Origin of the sequence: Candidatus Mycobacterium methanotrophicum, assembly GCF_023515995.1 — a bacterium.
Classification (GTDB): Bacteria; Actinomycetota; Actinomycetes; order Mycobacteriales; family Mycobacteriaceae; genus Mycobacterium; species Mycobacterium methanotrophicum.
This window is the reverse complement of the sequence record NZ_CP097320.1, coordinates 3679948-3696825: the sequence shown is the minus strand read 5'-3', so window position 1 is coordinate 3696825 and position 16878 is coordinate 3679948. Positions and strand designations below refer to the sequence as shown.

15 protein-coding genes and 10 pseudogenes are annotated in these 16878 nt (G+C 64.8%); 17 read left to right on the top strand and 8 right to left on the bottom strand.

Translation table 11 applies throughout. The features are described from left to right. Positions 1-301: 301 nt before the first annotated feature. The 6 genes and pseudogenes from M5I08_RS19285 (at position 302) to M5I08_RS19260 (ending at position 4273) form a co-directional block, all read left to right on the top strand. Positions 302-832 (top strand): hypothetical protein, encoded by a 531-nt coding sequence (locus M5I08_RS19285; RefSeq protein ID WP_219065535.1) that lies wholly within the window; start codon positions 302-304, stop codon positions 830-832. Between the two features lie 26 nt (positions 833-858). After that, positions 859-1096, top strand: a pseudogene (locus M5I08_RS19280) (type II toxin-antitoxin system VapB family antitoxin). After that, positions 1093-1203: pseudogene (locus M5I08_RS19275) on the top strand (type II toxin-antitoxin system toxin ribonuclease C21); the annotation flags it as partial. The pseudogenes M5I08_RS19280 and M5I08_RS19275, both read left to right, overlap by 4 nt. Before the next feature lie 139 nt (positions 1204-1342). Then, entirely contained in the window at positions 1343-2719 is a 1377-nt protein-coding gene (locus M5I08_RS19270) for a glutamine synthetase family protein (protein WP_249762905.1), read from the top strand. 10 nt (positions 2720-2729) lie between these two features. Next, on the top strand, positions 2730-3500 hold the full coding sequence (locus tag M5I08_RS19265) for a gamma-glutamyl-gamma-aminobutyrate hydrolase family protein (protein ID WP_219065580.1): 771 nt from the start codon (positions 2730-2732) through the stop codon (positions 3498-3500). Next, entirely contained in the window at positions 3497-4273 is a 777-nt protein-coding gene (locus M5I08_RS19260) for a 3-oxoacyl-ACP reductase (RefSeq protein WP_219065579.1), read from the top strand. Before M5I08_RS19265 ends, M5I08_RS19260 begins: the two co-directional genes overlap by 4 nt. A gap of 9 nt (positions 4274-4282) precedes the next feature. Here the strand turns inward: M5I08_RS19260 and M5I08_RS19255 are convergent, their stop codons facing one another. From M5I08_RS19255 to rpmB, 6 genes and pseudogenes are all read right to left on the bottom strand, one after another. Continuing rightward, positions 4283-4921 (bottom strand): PE/PPE C-terminal domain-containing protein, encoded by a 639-nt coding sequence (locus M5I08_RS19255; protein WP_219065534.1) that lies wholly within the window; start codon positions 4919-4921, stop codon positions 4283-4285. Next, positions 4918-5136 carry an integrase core domain-containing protein gene (locus tag M5I08_RS27015; RefSeq protein ID WP_219065533.1) on the bottom strand — a complete coding sequence of 73 codons (219 nt, stop codon included), beginning with the start codon at positions 5134-5136 and terminating at the stop codon, positions 4918-4920. Before M5I08_RS27015 ends, M5I08_RS19255 begins: the two co-directional genes overlap by 4 nt. Next, positions 5084-5350 (bottom strand): ANTAR domain-containing protein, encoded by a 267-nt coding sequence (locus tag M5I08_RS19250; protein ID WP_219065532.1) that lies wholly within the window; start codon positions 5348-5350, stop codon positions 5084-5086. The genes M5I08_RS27015 and M5I08_RS19250 overlap by 53 nt, the downstream gene beginning before the upstream one ends. A 225-nt stretch (positions 5351-5575) precedes the next feature. Continuing rightward, positions 5576-5881 (bottom strand): 30S ribosomal protein S14, encoded by a 306-nt coding sequence (gene rpsN / locus M5I08_RS19245; RefSeq protein WP_219065578.1) that lies wholly within the window; start codon positions 5879-5881, stop codon positions 5576-5578. A gap of 6 nt (positions 5882-5887) precedes the next feature. Next, a pseudogene (gene rpmG, locus M5I08_RS19240) lies at positions 5888-6044 on the bottom strand (50S ribosomal protein L33); the annotation flags it as partial. A gap of 5 nt (positions 6045-6049) precedes the next feature. After that, positions 6050-6275, bottom strand: a pseudogene (rpmB, locus tag M5I08_RS19235) (50S ribosomal protein L28). Between the two features lie 107 nt (positions 6276-6382). Between rpmB and M5I08_RS19230 the strand changes: the two are divergent. The 6 genes and pseudogenes from M5I08_RS19230 to M5I08_RS19205 form a co-directional block, all read left to right on the top strand. Beyond that, a pseudogene (locus M5I08_RS19230) lies at positions 6383-6592 on the top strand (ribosome hibernation factor-recruiting GTPase MRF); the annotation flags it as partial. A gap of 38 nt (positions 6593-6630) precedes the next feature. Continuing rightward, positions 6631-6939, top strand: coding sequence for a WhiB family transcriptional regulator (locus M5I08_RS19225; RefSeq protein ID WP_219065531.1), 309 nt, complete (start codon positions 6631-6633; stop codon positions 6937-6939). Between the two features lie 43 nt (positions 6940-6982). Continuing rightward, positions 6983-7330, top strand: coding sequence for a PIN domain-containing protein (locus M5I08_RS19220; RefSeq protein ID WP_219065530.1), 348 nt, complete (start codon positions 6983-6985; stop codon positions 7328-7330). Beyond that, positions 7326-7522, top strand: a pseudogene (locus M5I08_RS19215) (WXG100 family type VII secretion target); the annotation flags it as partial. The gene M5I08_RS19220 and the pseudogene M5I08_RS19215, both read left to right, overlap by 5 nt. A 564-nt stretch (positions 7523-8086) precedes the next feature. After that, positions 8087-9508: a DDE-type integrase/transposase/recombinase gene (locus M5I08_RS19210; protein WP_219065528.1), complete on the top strand. Its 1422-nt coding sequence runs from the start codon at positions 8087-8089 to the stop codon at positions 9506-9508. Continuing rightward, positions 9496-10304 (top strand): annotated as a pseudogene (locus M5I08_RS19205) (ExeA family protein). The gene M5I08_RS19210 and the pseudogene M5I08_RS19205 overlap by 13 nt, the downstream one beginning before the upstream one ends. 61 nt (positions 10305-10365) lie before the next feature. Here M5I08_RS19205 and M5I08_RS19200 read toward each other — a convergent pair. Further along, positions 10366-11280: pseudogene (locus tag M5I08_RS19200) on the bottom strand (IS256 family transposase); the annotation flags it as partial. Between the two features lie 84 nt (positions 11281-11364). Here M5I08_RS19200 and M5I08_RS19195 point away from each other — a divergent pair. From M5I08_RS19195 to M5I08_RS19180, 5 genes and pseudogenes are all read left to right on the top strand, one after another. Then, complete coding sequence (locus tag M5I08_RS19195) at positions 11365-14322, top strand: Tn3 family transposase (RefSeq protein ID WP_219065527.1); 2958 nt, start codon at positions 11365-11367, stop codon at positions 14320-14322. Between the two features lie 162 nt (positions 14323-14484). Further along, positions 14485-15056, top strand: a pseudogene (locus M5I08_RS19190) (recombinase family protein). Positions 15057-15300: 244 nt separating this feature from the next. After that, on the top strand, positions 15301-15558 hold the full coding sequence (locus M5I08_RS19185) for a DUF3761 domain-containing protein (protein ID WP_219065526.1): 258 nt from the start codon (positions 15301-15303) through the stop codon (positions 15556-15558). Positions 15559-15581: 23 nt separating this feature from the next. Next, a pseudogene (locus tag M5I08_RS27010) lies at positions 15582-15899 on the top strand (DUF4236 domain-containing protein); the annotation flags it as partial. Between the two features lie 46 nt (positions 15900-15945). Next, entirely contained in the window at positions 15946-16509 is a 564-nt protein-coding gene (locus tag M5I08_RS19180; RefSeq protein WP_219065525.1) for a TM2 domain-containing protein, read from the top strand. On the opposite strand, the gene M5I08_RS19175 is transcribed toward M5I08_RS19180, so the two are convergent. Further along, the gene (locus M5I08_RS19175) at positions 16478-16795 is read right to left on the bottom strand and encodes a DUF4158 domain-containing protein (protein WP_219065524.1); all 318 of its coding nucleotides are present in this window, start codon (positions 16793-16795) and stop codon (positions 16478-16480) included. The genes M5I08_RS19180 and M5I08_RS19175 overlap by 32 nt on opposite strands. Positions 16796-16878: the final 83 nt, after the last annotated feature.

Sequence of the window (16878 nt, the reverse complement as noted above, 5' to 3'; positions counted from 1 at the left end):
CAAGCCTTGTACACATTTTGGGGTGATTGTGACTTGATCGGCGTGTCGTCGTGATCAGGCGGTGATCATGAAGAAAGCATCGGCGGGTGACATGTACTCGCCCAGATGTTCGAGACGCCGCCGATGCTTGCGGCCTGAGCTTACCGGCCTCGTGGCGTGAACTGCTGGCAACACTGCGGCCGGTGTTTGGCCGGTCGGCCACGTTCGGGATGTTCGCGCTGCTGGCAGCCGGGCTTGTCGCCCGCGCGGCTGATCGTCGAGCGGGTGCTCGGCGCCGGCGCGGCGGTCGCAGCCGCCGTCGATGACACCTTGTTTCGGCGCTGGGGCAAAAAGGTCCACCACGCGTTTTGGGCCCGCGACGGCGCCGCGCAAGGACCGGCCGAACTCGGCCGCGGCAACCGGCTGCGTTGGCCGGCAGCCGGGTGGTGATCGTGGCACCGACACCGCCGCCGGCACCGCGGGCATCATCGCCCGCTACGCCGAGCGCTGGTCGATCGAACCGGCCAACGCCGCCGGCAAACAACTGCTCGGGGCCGGCCAGGCCCGCAACCGTGTGCAACGCGCCGTGGAGCGCACCGTGCTCTTCGGGTTCTTGATCCAGACCCTGGTGATCATCTGGCACATCCTGTTCGGCTATCGCCCCGATGACCTCACGGCCCGCCACTCCGCCGGGCCCTGGTATGACCACAAGGCCCAACCCGCCTTCGAAGACACGCTCGCCAAGCTCCGCCGCGCCCTGATCGCCGCCCGATTTAACGGCATTGGCCCAGCTCAACCCGATCCCCACAAATACCGCGACTACAAACTGGCCTGCGCCGCAGCCGCCGCATAACTGCGAAAGTCGCGTATACCAGTGATATGTTAAAAGGCGCGAATCGCACCATGATTGACCTCGACGACGACCTACTGGCGCGTGCGGCCGAAGGAACTCGGTACTACGACGAAGAAAGACACCGTTCACGCCGCCCTACGAGCCGCGGTCCGGGCAAGCGCGGCTCAGCTGCTCATCGAGGCGATGGCTGCAAATACCGCTGGTATCGAAGACGAAACGTTGGTCAATGCGATGTGGCGAGACCGCCAGCCAGACGCCACCTGACTACTCGCTATCTTTTGGACACTTCCGCGGCTACTCGAATCCACATTCGAGTAGTCCGAGCCCGGGTAGGCCCCTTGATGGAACGTGGTCTGCTCGCGATCACTGGCCAACCCATTGAATGGGTTGGCCCAGCAGGATCTACGTAGAGACCGCAACTGTTCGTCCCGAACAGCAATACCGAGCAGAAAGACAAAGACACAGTCTGATGGGGATTCTCGCAATCCAGAGGCGCGGTAGGAAGGCCTTGTGACCGGCGCCAGATGCGGCGCATTGTTGCCCGACGAGCTCGCGCGGCTGGTAGCCGCCGGTGACGTCGACACCGTGATCGTCGCGTTCGCCGACATGCAGGGCCGGCTCATGGGCAAGCGGGTCGCGGCGCGCTTCTTCCGCGACGAGGTCTCCGAACACGGCGCCGAATGTTGCAACTACCTGTTCGCCGTCGACGTCGAGATGACCACCGTCGGCGGCTACGCGATGTCGAATTGGGACGCCGGGTACGGCGACATGGTGATGCTGCCCGACCTGACGACGCTTCGGCTGATTCCGTGGCTGCCCGGGACCGCGCTGGTGCTGGCCGATTTGGCGTGGCACGACGGCAGCCCGGTCGAGCCGGCACCGCGTCGCGTCCTGCGTCGTCAACTCGACCGGCTGCATCAACGCGGGCTGCGCGCCTATGTCGCCACCGAACTGGAATTCCTGGTTTTCCACGACACGTATCGGCACGCCTGGGCGAGTGGTTATCGCGGGCTGACTGCGGCCAGCGACTACAACATGGACTACGCGGTGCTGGGCTCCACCCGCGTCGAGCCGCTGCTGCGCGACATCCGACAGCACATGGAAGGTGCGGGCCTGCGCTGGGAGACTTCCAAGGGCGAATGCAATAAGGGCCAGCAGGAAATCGGGTTCCGCTACGACGAGGCGCTGGTCACCTGCGACAACCATGGTATTTACAAGAACGGGGCTAAAGAAATCGCCGACCAGCACGGCAAGTCGCTGACTTTCATGGCGAAATACGATGAGCGCGAGGGCAACAGCTGCCATATTCACATGTCACTTCGGGCGACGGATGGCTCGGCGGTGTTCGCCGACGAGCAGCAGCCGCGCGGCATGTCGCAGACGTTTCGCAGCTTCCTCGCCGGCCAGTTGGCCACGTTGCGGGAACTGACGCTGCTTTACGCGCCGAACATCAACTCCTACAAGCGGTTTGCCGATCGCAGCTTTGCACCTACCGTGGTGGCGTGGGGTTTGGACAACCGGACCTGTGCACTGCGTATTGTCGGTGATGGCGACAATACGCGGGTGGAATGCCGGGTCCCCGGCGGCGACGTCAACCAGTATCTGGCTGTTGCGGCGCTGATCGCCGGCGGGCTGCACGGTATCGAGCACGGCTTGCAGCTGCCCGAGCCGTGCTCAGGCAATGCCTATCGGACTGCCGGCGACGTCGAACGGCTGCCCGGCACGCTGGCCGAGGCGGCGGAGCTTTTCGAGGCGTCGACGGTCGCCCGGCAGGCGTTCGGGGAGAATGTGGTGAACCACTACGCCAACAACGCCGACGTCGAGGTGGCGGCGTTCAATGCAGCGGTCACCGACTGGGAGAGGGTGCGCGGGTTTGAACGGTTTTGATCCGGCGACGATGCGGGCCGGGACGGCCCGAGGAGGAGCCGGGCAATCAAGGTGTAGACCGCCGGTGATCGGCTTGACCACTTATTTAGACCAAGCACAGATGGGCGGGTGGGATGTTCGCGCGAGCTTTCTGCCCGCCGGCTATTTCCAGGGCGTGATCGCGGCTGGCGGGGTGGCCGTGTTGCTACCGCCCCAGCCGGTCGGTCCCGACATCGCGGAACGGGTGCTCGACGGCCTGGACGGGCTGCTGATCACCGGTGGCCAGGACGTCGACCCCGCGGCCTATGGCCAGCAGCCTCATCCGGCCGCCGAAGCGCCCGATCGTCAACGCGACGCCTGGGAATTCACGCTGCTGGCCGCGGCGCTGCGGCGCGAGCTACCGGTGCTGGGCATCTGTCGCGGCGCGCAGGTGCTCAATGTCGCGCTCGGCGGAACGCTGCATCAGCACCTGCCGGACGTCGTCGGACACAGCGGGCATCGGGCCGGCAACGCAGTGTTCAGCCAACTGCCGGTGCGCACGGTCGCGGGTACCCGGCTGGCCGCATTGGTTGGTGAATCCGTCGACGCGCAGTGCTATCACCATCAAGCCGTCGCCGAACTCGGCGAGGGCCTGGTTGTCAGCGCATGGGATGCCGACGGTGTGGTCGAGGCGCTGGAATTGCCCGGGGACGCACTTGTGCTCGCGGTGCAGTGGCATCCGGAGGAGAGTTTGGACGACCTTCGACTCTTCTCGGCGATCGTGGAGGCAGCGCGCTGCTATGCGAGCGGACGGGTGGGCTGATGGATCTTACGCGGCGGTTGGCCGGCAGGATCGCCGTTGTCACCGGCGGGGGCGGCGGTATCGGCTTGGCGTCGGCGCGGCGGCTGCACGCCGAGGGAGCGACCGTCGTCATCGGCGACATCGACAAGCGGAGCGGTGCAGCGGCCGCCGACGAACTGGGCGGCCTGTTCGTCGGGGTGGACGTTTCGGATGAAGCAGCGGTCAACGCGCTGTTCGACACCGCGGCGCACGCCTACGGTTCGGTCGACATCGCGGTCAACAACGCAGGCATTTCGCCACCGGAGGACGGTCTGATCGAGAACACCGAGCTGCCGGTTTGGCAGCAGGTGCAAGACGTCAACCTGACATCGGTCTACCTGTGTTGCCGGACGGCGTTGCGCCACATGGCGCCTGCGGGTAAAGGCTCGATCGTCAACGTGGCGTCGTTCGTCGCAGTGATGGGATCGGCCACCTCCCAGATCTCCTACACCGCATCCAAGGGTGGGGTGCTGGCGATGTCACGGGAGCTCGGCGTGCAGTTCGCTCGCCAAGGTGTCCGGGTCAACGCGCTGTGCCCCGGGCCGGTGAATACCCCACTGCTGCAAGAGCTTTTCGCCAAGGATCCCGACCGCGCGGCCCGGCGGCTGGTGCACGTGCCGATGGGCCGCTTCGCCGAAGCCGACGAAATCGCAGCAGCTGTCGCATTTTTGGCCAGCGACGACGCCTCGTTCATCACCGCGGCGACGTTCTTGGTGGACGGCGGTATCAGCGCCGCCTACACCACCCCGCTGTAAGGCTGCCGGTTACCCCGCTGCCGGTGAATGCGCCACCACCGTCGGGCGGAACCCGTATTTGGGAACGGAGCCGTTGAAGTGGTTTCCGGCTGCGCTGGTAGCCGGCATTCCCGGCATGCCGGGCACTGCGGGTGGGGCGCTGATCGGGGCGCCTCCCAACAACGGGGCGATAGGGCTTGTCGTCGGCGCGATCACATCCCAGCTCGGCGGCACGGCCAGCGCTCCGATCACCGTACCCCGACCCAAGGCCGCCGACACCGCGCCGCCGAGCCCGCCGGTCGGGACCAGCAGGGCACGTCCGCCGAGCCCCTCGGCTGCCGCCGCCCCATCGGCCGCAGTCCCAGTCCCGAGGAGCCCGGGGATCTCCGACAGGATCCCGATCCAGTTGCCCGGCATGTAGACGCCGGACGAGAAGATGGTGTTCCAGATGCTGCTGTTCAACCCTAAGCCATTTGAGCTGAACAGGTCGTTGAAGACTGCCGACAGGCAATGTTCCGGATCCTTCATCTGTACCGGGGAAAATCGCGTTGGGACTGACCGCCTGCCGCAGCCGGTGTCAAGGCTGGCCGTAGGCCACCGGTAGAGCTTGGCCTTGACGCCGGCGAGGACACCTCCATACTGCTCCTTGCCGGGGTGCGATGCACTCATGACGCTTGCCCGGATTCGGACCTGCCGTTACGGAGCTGCTGTTCGTGCTGCGGCGGAGATCGCATGTTCAGTGCCGAATGACGACGATCAGTGTTGTAGTCCTCGATCCAGGCGACCAGCTCACGGCGGGCCTGGACCTTGGTCCAGTGATCCTCCCGAGGTCTAATCCTGTGCCGGTGAACGCAGTAACGCGTCCCAGTGGACGCGGGCCACACCCACTACAACGTCACAAGAGCCGTCGGTGACCAGTTCGAGCAATGCGCAGGATGCTTCTCCCAGTCCGACCCCGCTGGCGCGCACGACGTCGATGATTTCATTGAGTGCTTGCTCGGCCGAACAACGACGAATGCCCATGACGACGCCGATCGCCTGGTCGATTTCCCGTCTGGACCGGTGGTCGGCGGGCCGGTAGTTGGTTGGATGGATCATGTTCGCTCCCAGCGGTGTGAAGTTTCTTCGAGGATTCAGTGGGCATGAACGACGTCCCACGGTGGCAGCGGATCGGGGTGGTCGACCCACCGCCGAGGACCTTGGGCCAGTTCGCTGTCGGTCAGCGACGCCGCCCGCATAAGGCCTAGCACATCGAGAAGATTCTTCTTAGGCGCGCGGCCGGCCAAAGGAGCGGACCTGCCTGTTCGCGCGGGTTTTTGGCCATCACCAGCTCGTCTTTCGCACGCCCGGGAGCTGTCCGGCGTGCGCAAGTTCGCTGACCCGGACTCTCGACAACCCAAATTTGCGGACGTGGCCGCGTAGTCGCCCGTCGACGGCGTCGCGGTTGTGCACCCGCACCATGCCGGCGTCTCGAAGTTGGCGCGCCAACTCGTTTTGCGCCGCGATGCGTTGCACGGGGGCGCTCCGCGGCGAGCGAATGATCTCCTTGATCTCGGCGCGTCGTTGGGCGTAGCGCGCGACAGTATTGCGACGGCGATCGTTCCTGACGACCTGGGATTTCTTGGCCATGCTTAAGCGCTCCTCTCGAAATTCGACGTCCTGGCGGATCACCCGGTCATACGTGCGGAGCACCAGCCGGTCGGGGTCATTGCGCCGGTTCTTTCGGGTCATATAGGTGTAGCCGGTCCCTGCGGTGGACCGAAGTTTGGGGTCGGATCTCGTTGCGCACCATCAGATTCACTGTCCTTGGTGACGCAACCGCGCCACCACTGCCTCGATGCCGTCCCAGTCGATCACTTTGATTTGCACTGACCCGTAGCCGAATGCGACGGCCCTCAGACAGCAGGTAGTACGTCTTGAGTTGGATATTCGGTGACCACCGCCGACGGGTGCGGCGACGGGAATGCGACACGGCGTTACCGAAACCCGGGATACGGCCGGTCACCTGGCAGTGGGCGGACACTGCACACCTCCATAGGAATACTTATTGAAAATTATTCTCGACAAGATCTGTCGAAGACGCTACCGTACGGAGGGTCTAGATGACAATGATTCTCAACAAGGAGCCTGATGCGGACGCCCGTCATCCTGTTCGCCGGCCAAACGGACACAGATCCGGTCGTGGGTGCGCTGCTGCGCAGCCCGGGACGCTGGTCGTCGAGCACCGCATGGACGCTCACGTGGTGGTTCGAACGACGGTGATGCTGCAGCGAGGCGCGCCTTGACGACCCCAGGAGTGCGCTCGAATTGGCGCACGGTATGCCCGACGCACCTGTTCGCAAACTGGCCTGACCGTGAGCGTGTAGAGAGGGACTTCAATGCCACAGCCGCAGCAGCTATCAGGCCCCAACGCCGATATTTGGGAATGGCAGTTGCAAGGCCTTTGCCGTGGGGCGGACTCGTCGGTGTTCTTCCACCCGGACGGCGAGCGCGGCCGGCCCCGCTTGCAGCGCGAGCGGCGCGCCAAGGAGATGTGCCGCCAGTGCCCGGTCATGGCGCAGTGCCGCGCACATGCCCTGGAAGTCGGCGAGCGGTATGGCATCTGGGGTGGCCTGTCGGAGACCGAACGTGAGCTGTTGCTCAAGCGCGAGATCGGCGTGACGCGCAGCATCCGCCGCACCGCATAGTCGGACAACGGTTTCGGCTTCACTGCCAGCCAGGCAACGGACGATGAGTCGCTGGACGTCCAGCTGTACGACCAGAACCCCTGGTAACGCCGCAAGCTTCGATCAGTCGGCCTTCACGTTCGAACTCACCTACGACTTCACCAGCCTGGATTACTTCCTGGTTGTCACGTCGGCTGAGGTGATTCAGGAACTGCTGCACGCGTACCTGCCTGCCGGCCGGGCAGCCGCGCTGGACGCAGCGCTCACCTTGACACGGTCGCTGGTCGAAAGCTGGCCTGTCGAGCCTGCGGAGGTCTATCACGCTCGAAGCCTGCACAACTGCCTCGGTCTCGGCGCGCGCGATCTGCTCCACCTGGCGTGCTGCCGGCGTCGCGGCGTCACCCGGATCTGAGCAGGCGGCGTTGTCGGCGGGCTGGCAGGGTGACACCGGGATGAGCTATCAGAGGCGTGGCAGGCCCAGTGGAATCAGACCACGGAGCAGTTGGTGTTGGCCTACCGCGCGATGGCCGGCACCCGCGAAAACAACACCACCTCGATGCTGGCACGCGACCAAGCCGAAGGTGCCAAATGGGGCGGCGGCTAGTTGCGAGAGCTGTTGGTCCCAGCGAATTTAGTTGCGATCGCAGGTGTCGCGGGAGGGTGCCAATGTTCCAGCCGCCGCGCTCAAGCCAGTTCCGCACAACTTCTGCATCCGCCAAGTTGCTGAGGGGTCCGATCCATCGCGGTGGGCCGACGGGTGATCAGTCTGTGAAGCAGGGCTGCAGCAGCACCATGGTGCCCGAGCCGTCGGTGCGCGCCGCGCAGGTGAGCCTTCCCAGCAGGCACGGCGCGGAGGCCAGCATGCCGTGCCGGCAGCGTCGGATGCTCTCACGAAGGCCCTGCAGGACGGATAGCCCGGGCTCGGCCGCGCAGCAGGAGCAGACGATGACAGTGAATGCGCGGTCGGTCGCGCGGCGCCCGGATGTCACCGCAGTGCTTTCGGGCAGGGCAGTAGCGCCACCTCACGCGCATTCTTGATCGCAGTGGCAACTTGGCGCCGGGCTGGCCCGGCGAGCCCTTGCAACACGAGTCGACCCTGCCGCCGACGTCGATGAGGCCGTAAATCTTTGCGCTGTTGTGTTTTCAAGGACAGCAAAGGAGGCAATCGGTGGCGGTTGGCGATGATGAGGCCAAGGTTCGGGGCGAACGGGCCCGGGCGATCGGGTTATTTCGGTATCAATTGATTCGCGAGGCCGCCGATGCGGCGCTTTCCACCAAGGCGCGGGGAAAGGTGGTGCGCGAGCTGGCCTGCCGTGAGCACACCGACCCGTTTGGGCGGCGGGTGCGCATTTCCCGGCAGACCCTCGACCGCTGGATCCGCGACTGGCGGGCTAACGGGTTTGATGCGCTGGTGCCCAGTGCGCGCCAGTGCACCCCGCGCACCCCAGCCGAGGTGCTGGAGCTGGCGGTGGCGCTGCGCCGGGAAAACCCGCAGCGCACCGCCGCGGCCATTCAGCGGATCTTGCGCACTCAGCTGGGCTGGGCGCCCGATGAGCGCACCTTGCAGCGCAACTTTCACCGGCTGGGGCTGACCGGCGCCACCTTCAGGCCGGCACCGGCGGTGTTCGGCCGGTTCGAAGCCGAGCACCCCAATAGTCTGTGGACTGGGGATGCGTTGCACGGCATACGGATTCAACTCCGCAAGACGTATCTGTTTGCGTTTTTAGACGATCATTCCCGGCTGTTGCCGGGCTACCGGTGGGGTTATGCCGAGCACACCGTGCGCCTGGCCGCCGCGCTACGCCCAGCACTGGCCTCCCGCGGTGTCCCCAAGGCCGTCTATGTCGATAACGGTTCGGCCTACGTCGATGCGTGGTTGTTGCGGGCATGCGCGAAACTCGGTGTGCGCCTTGTTCATTCCACACCAGGTCGGCCCGAAGGCAGGGGGAAGATAGAGAGATTCTTTCGCACGGTGCGTGAGCAGTTCCTCGTCGAGATCACCGGCGAACCCGATGTCGTCGGCCGGCATTACGCCGCTGATCTGGCCGAATTGAACCGGCTTTTCGCGGCCTGGGTCGAGACCGTCTATCACCGCACGATTCATTCCGAAACTGGGCAGACCCCGCTGGCCCGCTGGTGCGCCGGCGGCCCGATTCCGCTGCCCGCCCCCGAGACGCTCACCGAGGCGTTTTTGTGGGAAGAACACCGCCGCGTGACCAAGACCGCGACCGTCTCGCTACACGGCAACGCCTACGAGGTCGACGCCGGCTTGGTGGGGCGGAAAGTGGAGCTGGTGTTCGACCCTTTCGATTTGACCCGCATCGAGGTCCGCCTGGCCGGCGTCCCGATGGGACTAGCGATTCCGCATCACATCGGCCGGCACTCGCATCCCAAAGCCAAACCCGAAACACCCACCACACCAACGCAACCCACCGGCATCGACTACGCGCAGCTCATCGAGACCGCCCATGCCGCTGAGCTGGCCCGCGGCGTCAACTACGCCGCCTTCACCGGGGCTGCCGACCAGATTCCCGGCCAGCTCGACCTGCTCACCGGCCAGGAGGCCCAACCGCAACGATGGACAAACTGATCTCCTACTTCGGGTTTTCGCGGACCCCATTCGGCCGCGATCTGGCCCCGTCCATGCTGCACCGCCATGCCGCCCATAACGAAGCGGTCGCGCGCATCGGCTGGTGTGTCGCCGACCGCCGCATCGGGGTGATCACCGGCGAAGTCGGCGCCGGCAAAACCGTCGCCGTGCGCGCCGCGCTGGCCGCCCTCGATGCCAGCCGCCACGCCGTCATCTACCTGCCCGACCCCACCGTCGGGGTCCGCGGCATCACCACCGCATCGTCGCCTCCCTCGGCGGGCAACCCCTGACCCATCATGCAACTTTGGCTCCCCAAGCCGCCGACGCGCTGGCCGCCGAACAAGACGAGCGGGGACGCACCCCCATAGTGGTCGTCGAGGAGGCACACCTGCTGGGCTACGACCAATTGGAAGCGTTGCGGCTGCTGACAAACCATGACCTCGACTCCTCTAGCCCCTTCGCGTGCCTACTCGTGGGCCAGCCCACCTTGCGGCGGCGGATGAAACTCGGCGTGCTCGCCGCCCTCGACCAGCGCATCGGACTCCGATATGCCATGCCGCCGATGACCGACCAGGAGACCGGCGGCTATCTGCGCCACCACCTCAAGCTCGCCGGACGTGACGACACACTGTTCTCCGACGACGCCGTCGGGCTGATCCACCAGACCAGCCGCGGCTACCCCCGAGCGGTCGACAACCTCGCACTCCAGGCACTTGTCGCCGCGTTCGCCGCCGACAAGGCCATCGCCGACGAATCCTCCACCCGCACAGCCATCGCCGAAGTCACGGCAGACTGAACACCACCCCGACACCCCGAACGGGGCTGTCAAGTTAACGGTGTAACTGGTTGTTGTGGTGTTACTTTCGGCCTGGGCTTAGTCGTCCCGGGAAGGCCAGCTCGAACGCGTTGAGCGGTGCCTTCCATCGATTCATCCAGCGTTGCCGGCCCTTGCCAGTTGGATCGAGGCTCATGATCGCCAGGTAGACGCACTTGAGCGCGGCCTGCTCGGCCGGGAAGTGACCGCGGGCGTTGACCGCCCTGCGGATGCGGGAGTTGAGGCTTTCGATGCTGTTGGTCGTGCAGATGACTGTCCTGATCTCGGTGTCGAAGGCGAGGAATGGGACGAACTCGGCCCACGCGTTGTCCCACAGCTTGATGATCGCCGGGTAGCGCTTCTCCCATTTCTCGCTGAACGCGACGAACGCGTCCAGCGCCGCAGCCTCGCTGGCCGCGGTGTACACCGGCTTGAGATCTTTGGCGATCGCCGCCCAGTCTCTCTTCGACGCGTAGCGAAAGCTGTTGCGCAGCAGGTGAATGACGCAGGTCTGGGTGATCGCGGCCGGCCACACGTTGGCGATGGCGTCGGGCAGCCCCTTCAGGCCGTCGCACACCACGATGCAGATGTCCTGGGCGCCCCTGTTTTTGATCTCCGACAACACCCGCAGCCAATACTTCGACTATCCCTCCCCGTCGCCGTGTTCGCCGGCCCACGGCCCCAGCACGTCGCGGGTGCCGTCCACAGTGACACCCAGCGCGACGTAGATCGGCCTGTTCGCGACGTTGCCCTCTCGGATCTTGACATTGATGGCGTCGATGAACACCACCGGATACACCGCATCCAGCGGCCGGTTGCACCACTCGCTCATGCCCTCGATCACCCGGTCGGTGATCGTGGAGATCATCTGCTTGGACACCTGCGCGCCGTACACCTCGGCCAGGTGCGCGCAGATCTTGCCATGGGTCAATCCCTTGGCCGACAACGAGATCACCAGTCGGGGCGCCGGTAAGGATCGTGTCACCAGGTACAAACGGCGTTTCGGGCGTGGCGCGTGGCCTGTGGCTGTAGCTTCTGCGGGGTGGCTCGCGAGGTTGACCGGGATGAGCTGATCGACTGCTGGACGCTCGTCGGTGATGAGTTGCCGCTGGTGGTGGGTAAGCGCGGGCCAACGAAGCTGGGCTTTGCGGTGCTGCTGCGGTTCTATGCCGAACGGGGCTGCTTTCCGCGCGGCCGTTCAGAGATTCCCGATGCCGCCGTTGATTATGTGGCTCGCCAGGTTGGAGTGGAGCCGACCGAGATCGCGTTTTACGAGTGGGCGGGCCGAAGCAGCAAGTTTCATCGGACCCAGATCCGCCAGGCGCTGGGCTTCCGGGAGTGCACGGTTGGTGACGCTGAGGCGTTGACCAGCTGGCTGGTCGAGCACGTCACTCAAGTCGAGCGCAGCACCGATCGGGTACGTGAGCACCTGCTGGACGAGTGTCGCCGGCGGCGGGTGGAGCCACCGACTGCCAGGCGAGTCGATCGGATCGTGCGGTCGGCGTTAAGCCGCGGTGAGGACGTTTTGTTCGACCGGGTGGCGTCGCGGCTGGCCGAGCCGCAGCGGCAGCGACTGCTCGCGCTGATCGAGCCCGATGGTGACGAGGACGGGGAAATCGAAGATGGTGCGGCGGTATTGGCCGCGATCCGTTCCGATCCGAGCAACGTCAGCCTCAACACGATGCTGACTGAGATCGCCAAACTGGAGGCGGTGCGTGAGGTCGGAGTGAACGCGGATGTTTTCGCCGATGTGGCGCCCAAGATCGTGGCCGGCTGGCGGGGTCGGGCGGCGGTGGAGTCGCCGTCTCACCTGCGTGAGCACCCTTTGCCGGTGAAGCTGACCTTGTTGGCCGCGCTGCTGTTTTGCCGGCGCCGCGAGATCACCGACACCCTGGTGGAGTTGCTGTGCTCGACTGTGCACCGGATCAACGCCCGCGCCGAGGTGCGGGTCACCAACGAGTTGATCAAGGAGTTCAAGCGGGTCACCGGCAAGGAGAATCTGCTGTTCCGGGTCGCCGAGGCCACCGTCGACGCCGGCGACAAGCTGGTCCGCGACACCGTGTATCCGGTCGCGCCGCCGGCCGTACTGCGTGACCTGGTGACCGAGTTCAAGGCATCGGGTCCAACGTATCAGCGCACCGTGAAGGCCACCCTGCGCGCCTCGTATACCAATCACTACCGGGCGGGGTTGATCAAGCTGCTGTCGGTGTTGGAGTTTTGCTCCAACAACACTGCGCACCGGCCGGTGCTCGACGCGTTGGAGCTGATCGGCCGCTACGCCAGCGCCGGGAACCTGCGCTACTACCCGCGCGACGAACCGGCACCGGTGCACCGGGGCCTCTCGGGTGACTGGGCGCAGTTGCTTCATCACACCGACAAGCGTGGGCAGCGGCGGGTGGTGCGGATGGTCTATGAGATCTGCACGTTTCAGGTGCTGCGAGATCAGCTGCGGTGCAAGGAGATTTGGGTGTCAGGTGCCGACAAGTGGCGCAACCCCGCCCAAGATTTGCCGCTCGACTTCGAGGAAAACCGTATCGAGCACTACCAGGCGCTGCGTAAACCGTTGGACCCGAGTGAGTTCATCGACGAGCTGCGTAAGCAGATGCACACCGAGCTCGACGCGCTGCACGCCGCGCTCCCTGAGTGCGGTTGGCTGCAGGTCGCCGATCGCCGTCAGGGTGCGATCAAGTTGACACCGCTGCCTGCGGCGGCAGAGCCCCGCAACCTGCGCCGGCTGAAAACCGAGATCCGGACGCGCTGGGGTGCGGTGCCATTGATCGACATCCTCAAGGAGACGGTGCTGCGCACCGGCTGTCTCCGGGCGGTCACCTCGGTCGCCGACCGCGGCACCCTGCCCGAGCATGTGCTGGCCGAACGGCTGCTGCTGGCGATCTATGCCTACGGCACCAACACCGGCATCCGCGCGGTCGCCGGCGGGGCCCACGGTCACGATGAGGACGAGATCCGCTACACCCGCCGCCGCTACCTGACCGTCGAGGCGGCGCGGCGGATCGCGATCGAGATCGCCAACGCCACCTTCGCCGCCCGCCGCACGACGATCTGGGGCGAGTCGTCGACGGCGATCGCATCGGATTCCACCCATTTCGGGGCGTTCGACCAGAACATCTTCACCGAGTACCACTCCCGCTACGGTCGCCGCGGCGTGCTCATCTACTGGAGCGTGGAGAAGGGCTCGGTGGTCATCCACTCCCAGCTGCTCAACTGCTCGGCCTCCGAAGTGCATGCCATGGTCGACGGCGCGATCCACCACGGCACCGAGATGGCGGTGGAAGCCAACTACGTGGACACTCACGGCCAATCCGAGATCGGGTTCGGCATCACCAAACTGCTCGGATTCGATCTGCTGCCCCGGATCAAGCGCATCAACAAGGTGAAGCTCTACCGGCCCGCCACCGGGGAGCCGGACTTGTGGCCAGGGCTCAAACCGGCGCTGACCCGCCCGATCAACTGGACGAAAATCGCCGAGCAATACGACCAGATGCTCAAGTACGCCACCGCGATCCGCACCGGCACCGCCTCCACCGAGGCGATCCTGCGGCGGTTTATGAAGGCCAACGCCGCACACCCCACCTATCAGGCGATGATCGAGCTGGGCCGGGCACAAAAGACGGTGTTTTTGGCCCGCTACCTGCGCTCGCGTGGGCTGCAACGTGAGATCAACGACGGGCTCAACGTGGCCGAATCGTGGAACCGCGCCAACTCGATCATCTTCTACGGCAAAAACGCCGAACTCGCGTCCAACCGACGCGACGAACAGGAGATGAGCGTGCTGTGCCTGCGGATCTGCCAAGCGGCGATGGTCTTCGTCAACGTCCTCATGATCCAAGACGTCTTGGCCGATCCGGACTGGAACGGCGTACTCACCGCCGAGGACGAGCGCGGCCTGACACCGCTTTTCTGGTCACACGTGCTCCCGTACGGCGAGGTCAAACTTGACATGAACACCCGACTTGCGCTGAGTGGATCACCGACCGATTAGGGATCGCTAAGCGGACACCCCGTCACCGGCGCTATCCGAGCCGCGGACAACTCACGACCAGGAGCGACATGTGACCAGGGCATTCTCAGATACCTGGTCCGAAATCATTCTCATTGAAGGGTGGCTATCCGTTACACTGTCCGGGTGGCCTCCGGCGCACTCATCGGCTACGCCCGATGCTCCACTGACGCCCAGGACCTCACCGCACAGCGGCAACGGTTGGGTGAACTCGGCGTCACCGAAGCCCGGATCTACCTGGATCACGGCTACACCGGCGCCAGCCGAGCCCGCCCCGGCCTGGATCAGGCCCTGGCCGCGGTCCGCGAAGGTGACACCTGGTGGTGCCCAAACTCGACCGGCTCGCCCGCTCGGTGCCCGACGCCGGCGCCATCGGCGACGACCTGGCCGCCCGCGGCATCAAACTCTCCCTCGGCGGACAGGTCTATGACCCCACCGACCCGATCGGCAAGATGTTTTTCAACATCTTGGCCACCTTCGCCGAATTCGAAGTCGACCTGCTGCGCGCCCGCACCCGGGAAGGAATGGCCATCGCCCGCGCCAAGGGCCGGCTCAAAGGCCGCCGACCCAAACTCACCGCCAAACAACAGAAGGAGCTGCGCCGGATGCACGACACCGGCAACTACACCATCACCGACCTTTCCGAGCTGTTCAAAATCTCCCGCCCCACCGTCTACCGCACGATCGACCGCGCGCCAGCTGCGCAAACCCATTGAAACTGCGAGCAAAATGAACTGGGTCACCCGAGACGGCGCGAGTTGGCGGGTTGGCGCGGACACAGACATCGCCTGGATCGACGCGTTCACAACGATCGACTGTCACGATTACCTCGGCGATCCCGCCAGGTTTTGACGCTTACGCCACGCGTCGGTGGGTACTTCGTCAATCGCCAGTGATCAAGCCCGCCTCCGCCTTACGCTGCCATCCGTTCGGCAACGTCACACAAGGAGGTCGGGCGCGATGCTTCTCCGTGTTGCAACCCTCGTCGCGGTCGCGATCGCTTCCGCCGTAATCGGGTCGACATCGCCGGCCAACGCTGTGATGCAATGCTCTAAGGGCTATTACAAAGCCGCCTCCGGCGACTGCGTTCACCGCCCAGTATGTGGCGTGCCCTCGCCACCTCCGGGTGCCACCGCTAAATGCGCGGACGGCTGCTACACGTTCAGTGAAACCCTCGATGGCGATTCCACCTGTCACGGCCACGGCGGCGTGGCGTGAAACTGTACTTGTAGGCTCAGCTGATGGTCCAATATCGCAAGCAAAAGAAACTCGGCCCCTTTCGGTTTACCGTCAGTCAGCGTGGAATCTCGACAAGCTTTGGGGCTGGACTATTCCGTATCAGTAAGGGCGCGGACGGCAAGGTTCGGCGAACTGTCCGCATCCCTGGCACTGGCATTTATGACACCAAGGTCGTAAGCAGACCACCACGGAAACATGCCAGCGGAAAGGAGATGAACAGCATCATGCCTCCAAACCAGCACCAACCACCAGTGGGTCCACCATCGGCTGGTTGGTATCGCGACCCTGGCGGCGGAGCGTTTCGTCGATATTGGGACGGACACCAATGGACACAAGCGACCGACGAGCCGCCGCAACCACCGCCTAATGTCGCCACCACGCCGGAAAATAAACCCGAAAGCTTTCTCCGACTCACGGTGGCCCTACCCGGGCGGCCAAGAACAGTGGCCCTACCCGGGCGGCCAAGAACAACCAAACCCCGTACCGCCACCGCCGCAGGGGTATCCGACCTATTCCGGTCAGCCGGATCACCCCTACCCGCCACCGCCGCAGGGATATCCGAGCTACCCCGGTCAGCCGGATCAGCACTCCGGCGCGGGCTGGGGCGTTGACTCCGAGGCACCGTACGGACGCGATCAAGTCACGGGTAAACCACTGTCCGACAAAAAAGCCGCGACTGCCGGATTGTTCCAGTTATTCCTCGGCATGTTTGGCGCCGGCCGTTTCTACATTGGCTCCAAGGCCATCGGAGGTTGCCAGCTAGGTCTGACCGTCCTCGGCATCGTGCTCGCGCAAGTGACCGCATCTTCCGACAACGCCTCAGGGCTGGTCGGTCTCCTGTTGGTCGGTGTGATCATTTGGGCGATCATCGACGCCGTCCGGATATTTAACAAATCAGTTAACGACGGCCAGGGCCGCAAACTGCGCTGAAACGCGGGCGTTGCCCAGAACACGGCGAGCTGACCGGTGGTTTGCGCCCCGACCACTCGTAGAACGCGATGTCGGTGGGCGTCACACCCACCTGGCGGGCGACGTACTCGACAGCGGCATCCGGGATCTCACCCCGCCCATGCGGGAACCGACCGCACTCGACGTAGAACCGCAGCAACAGAGCAAACCCCAACCGGGTCGCACCCCGCTTGCCCGAAACCAACTCCAGCTCATCGCCAACAAGCGTCCAACGGTCGATCAGCTCGTCCTGATCCAACTCCCTCATCACGCGCGGAAGCTACACCGCAAACCACCCACTCACATCACGAATGCTCGTTTGCGGCTGGTGACACGATTCTTACGGGCACC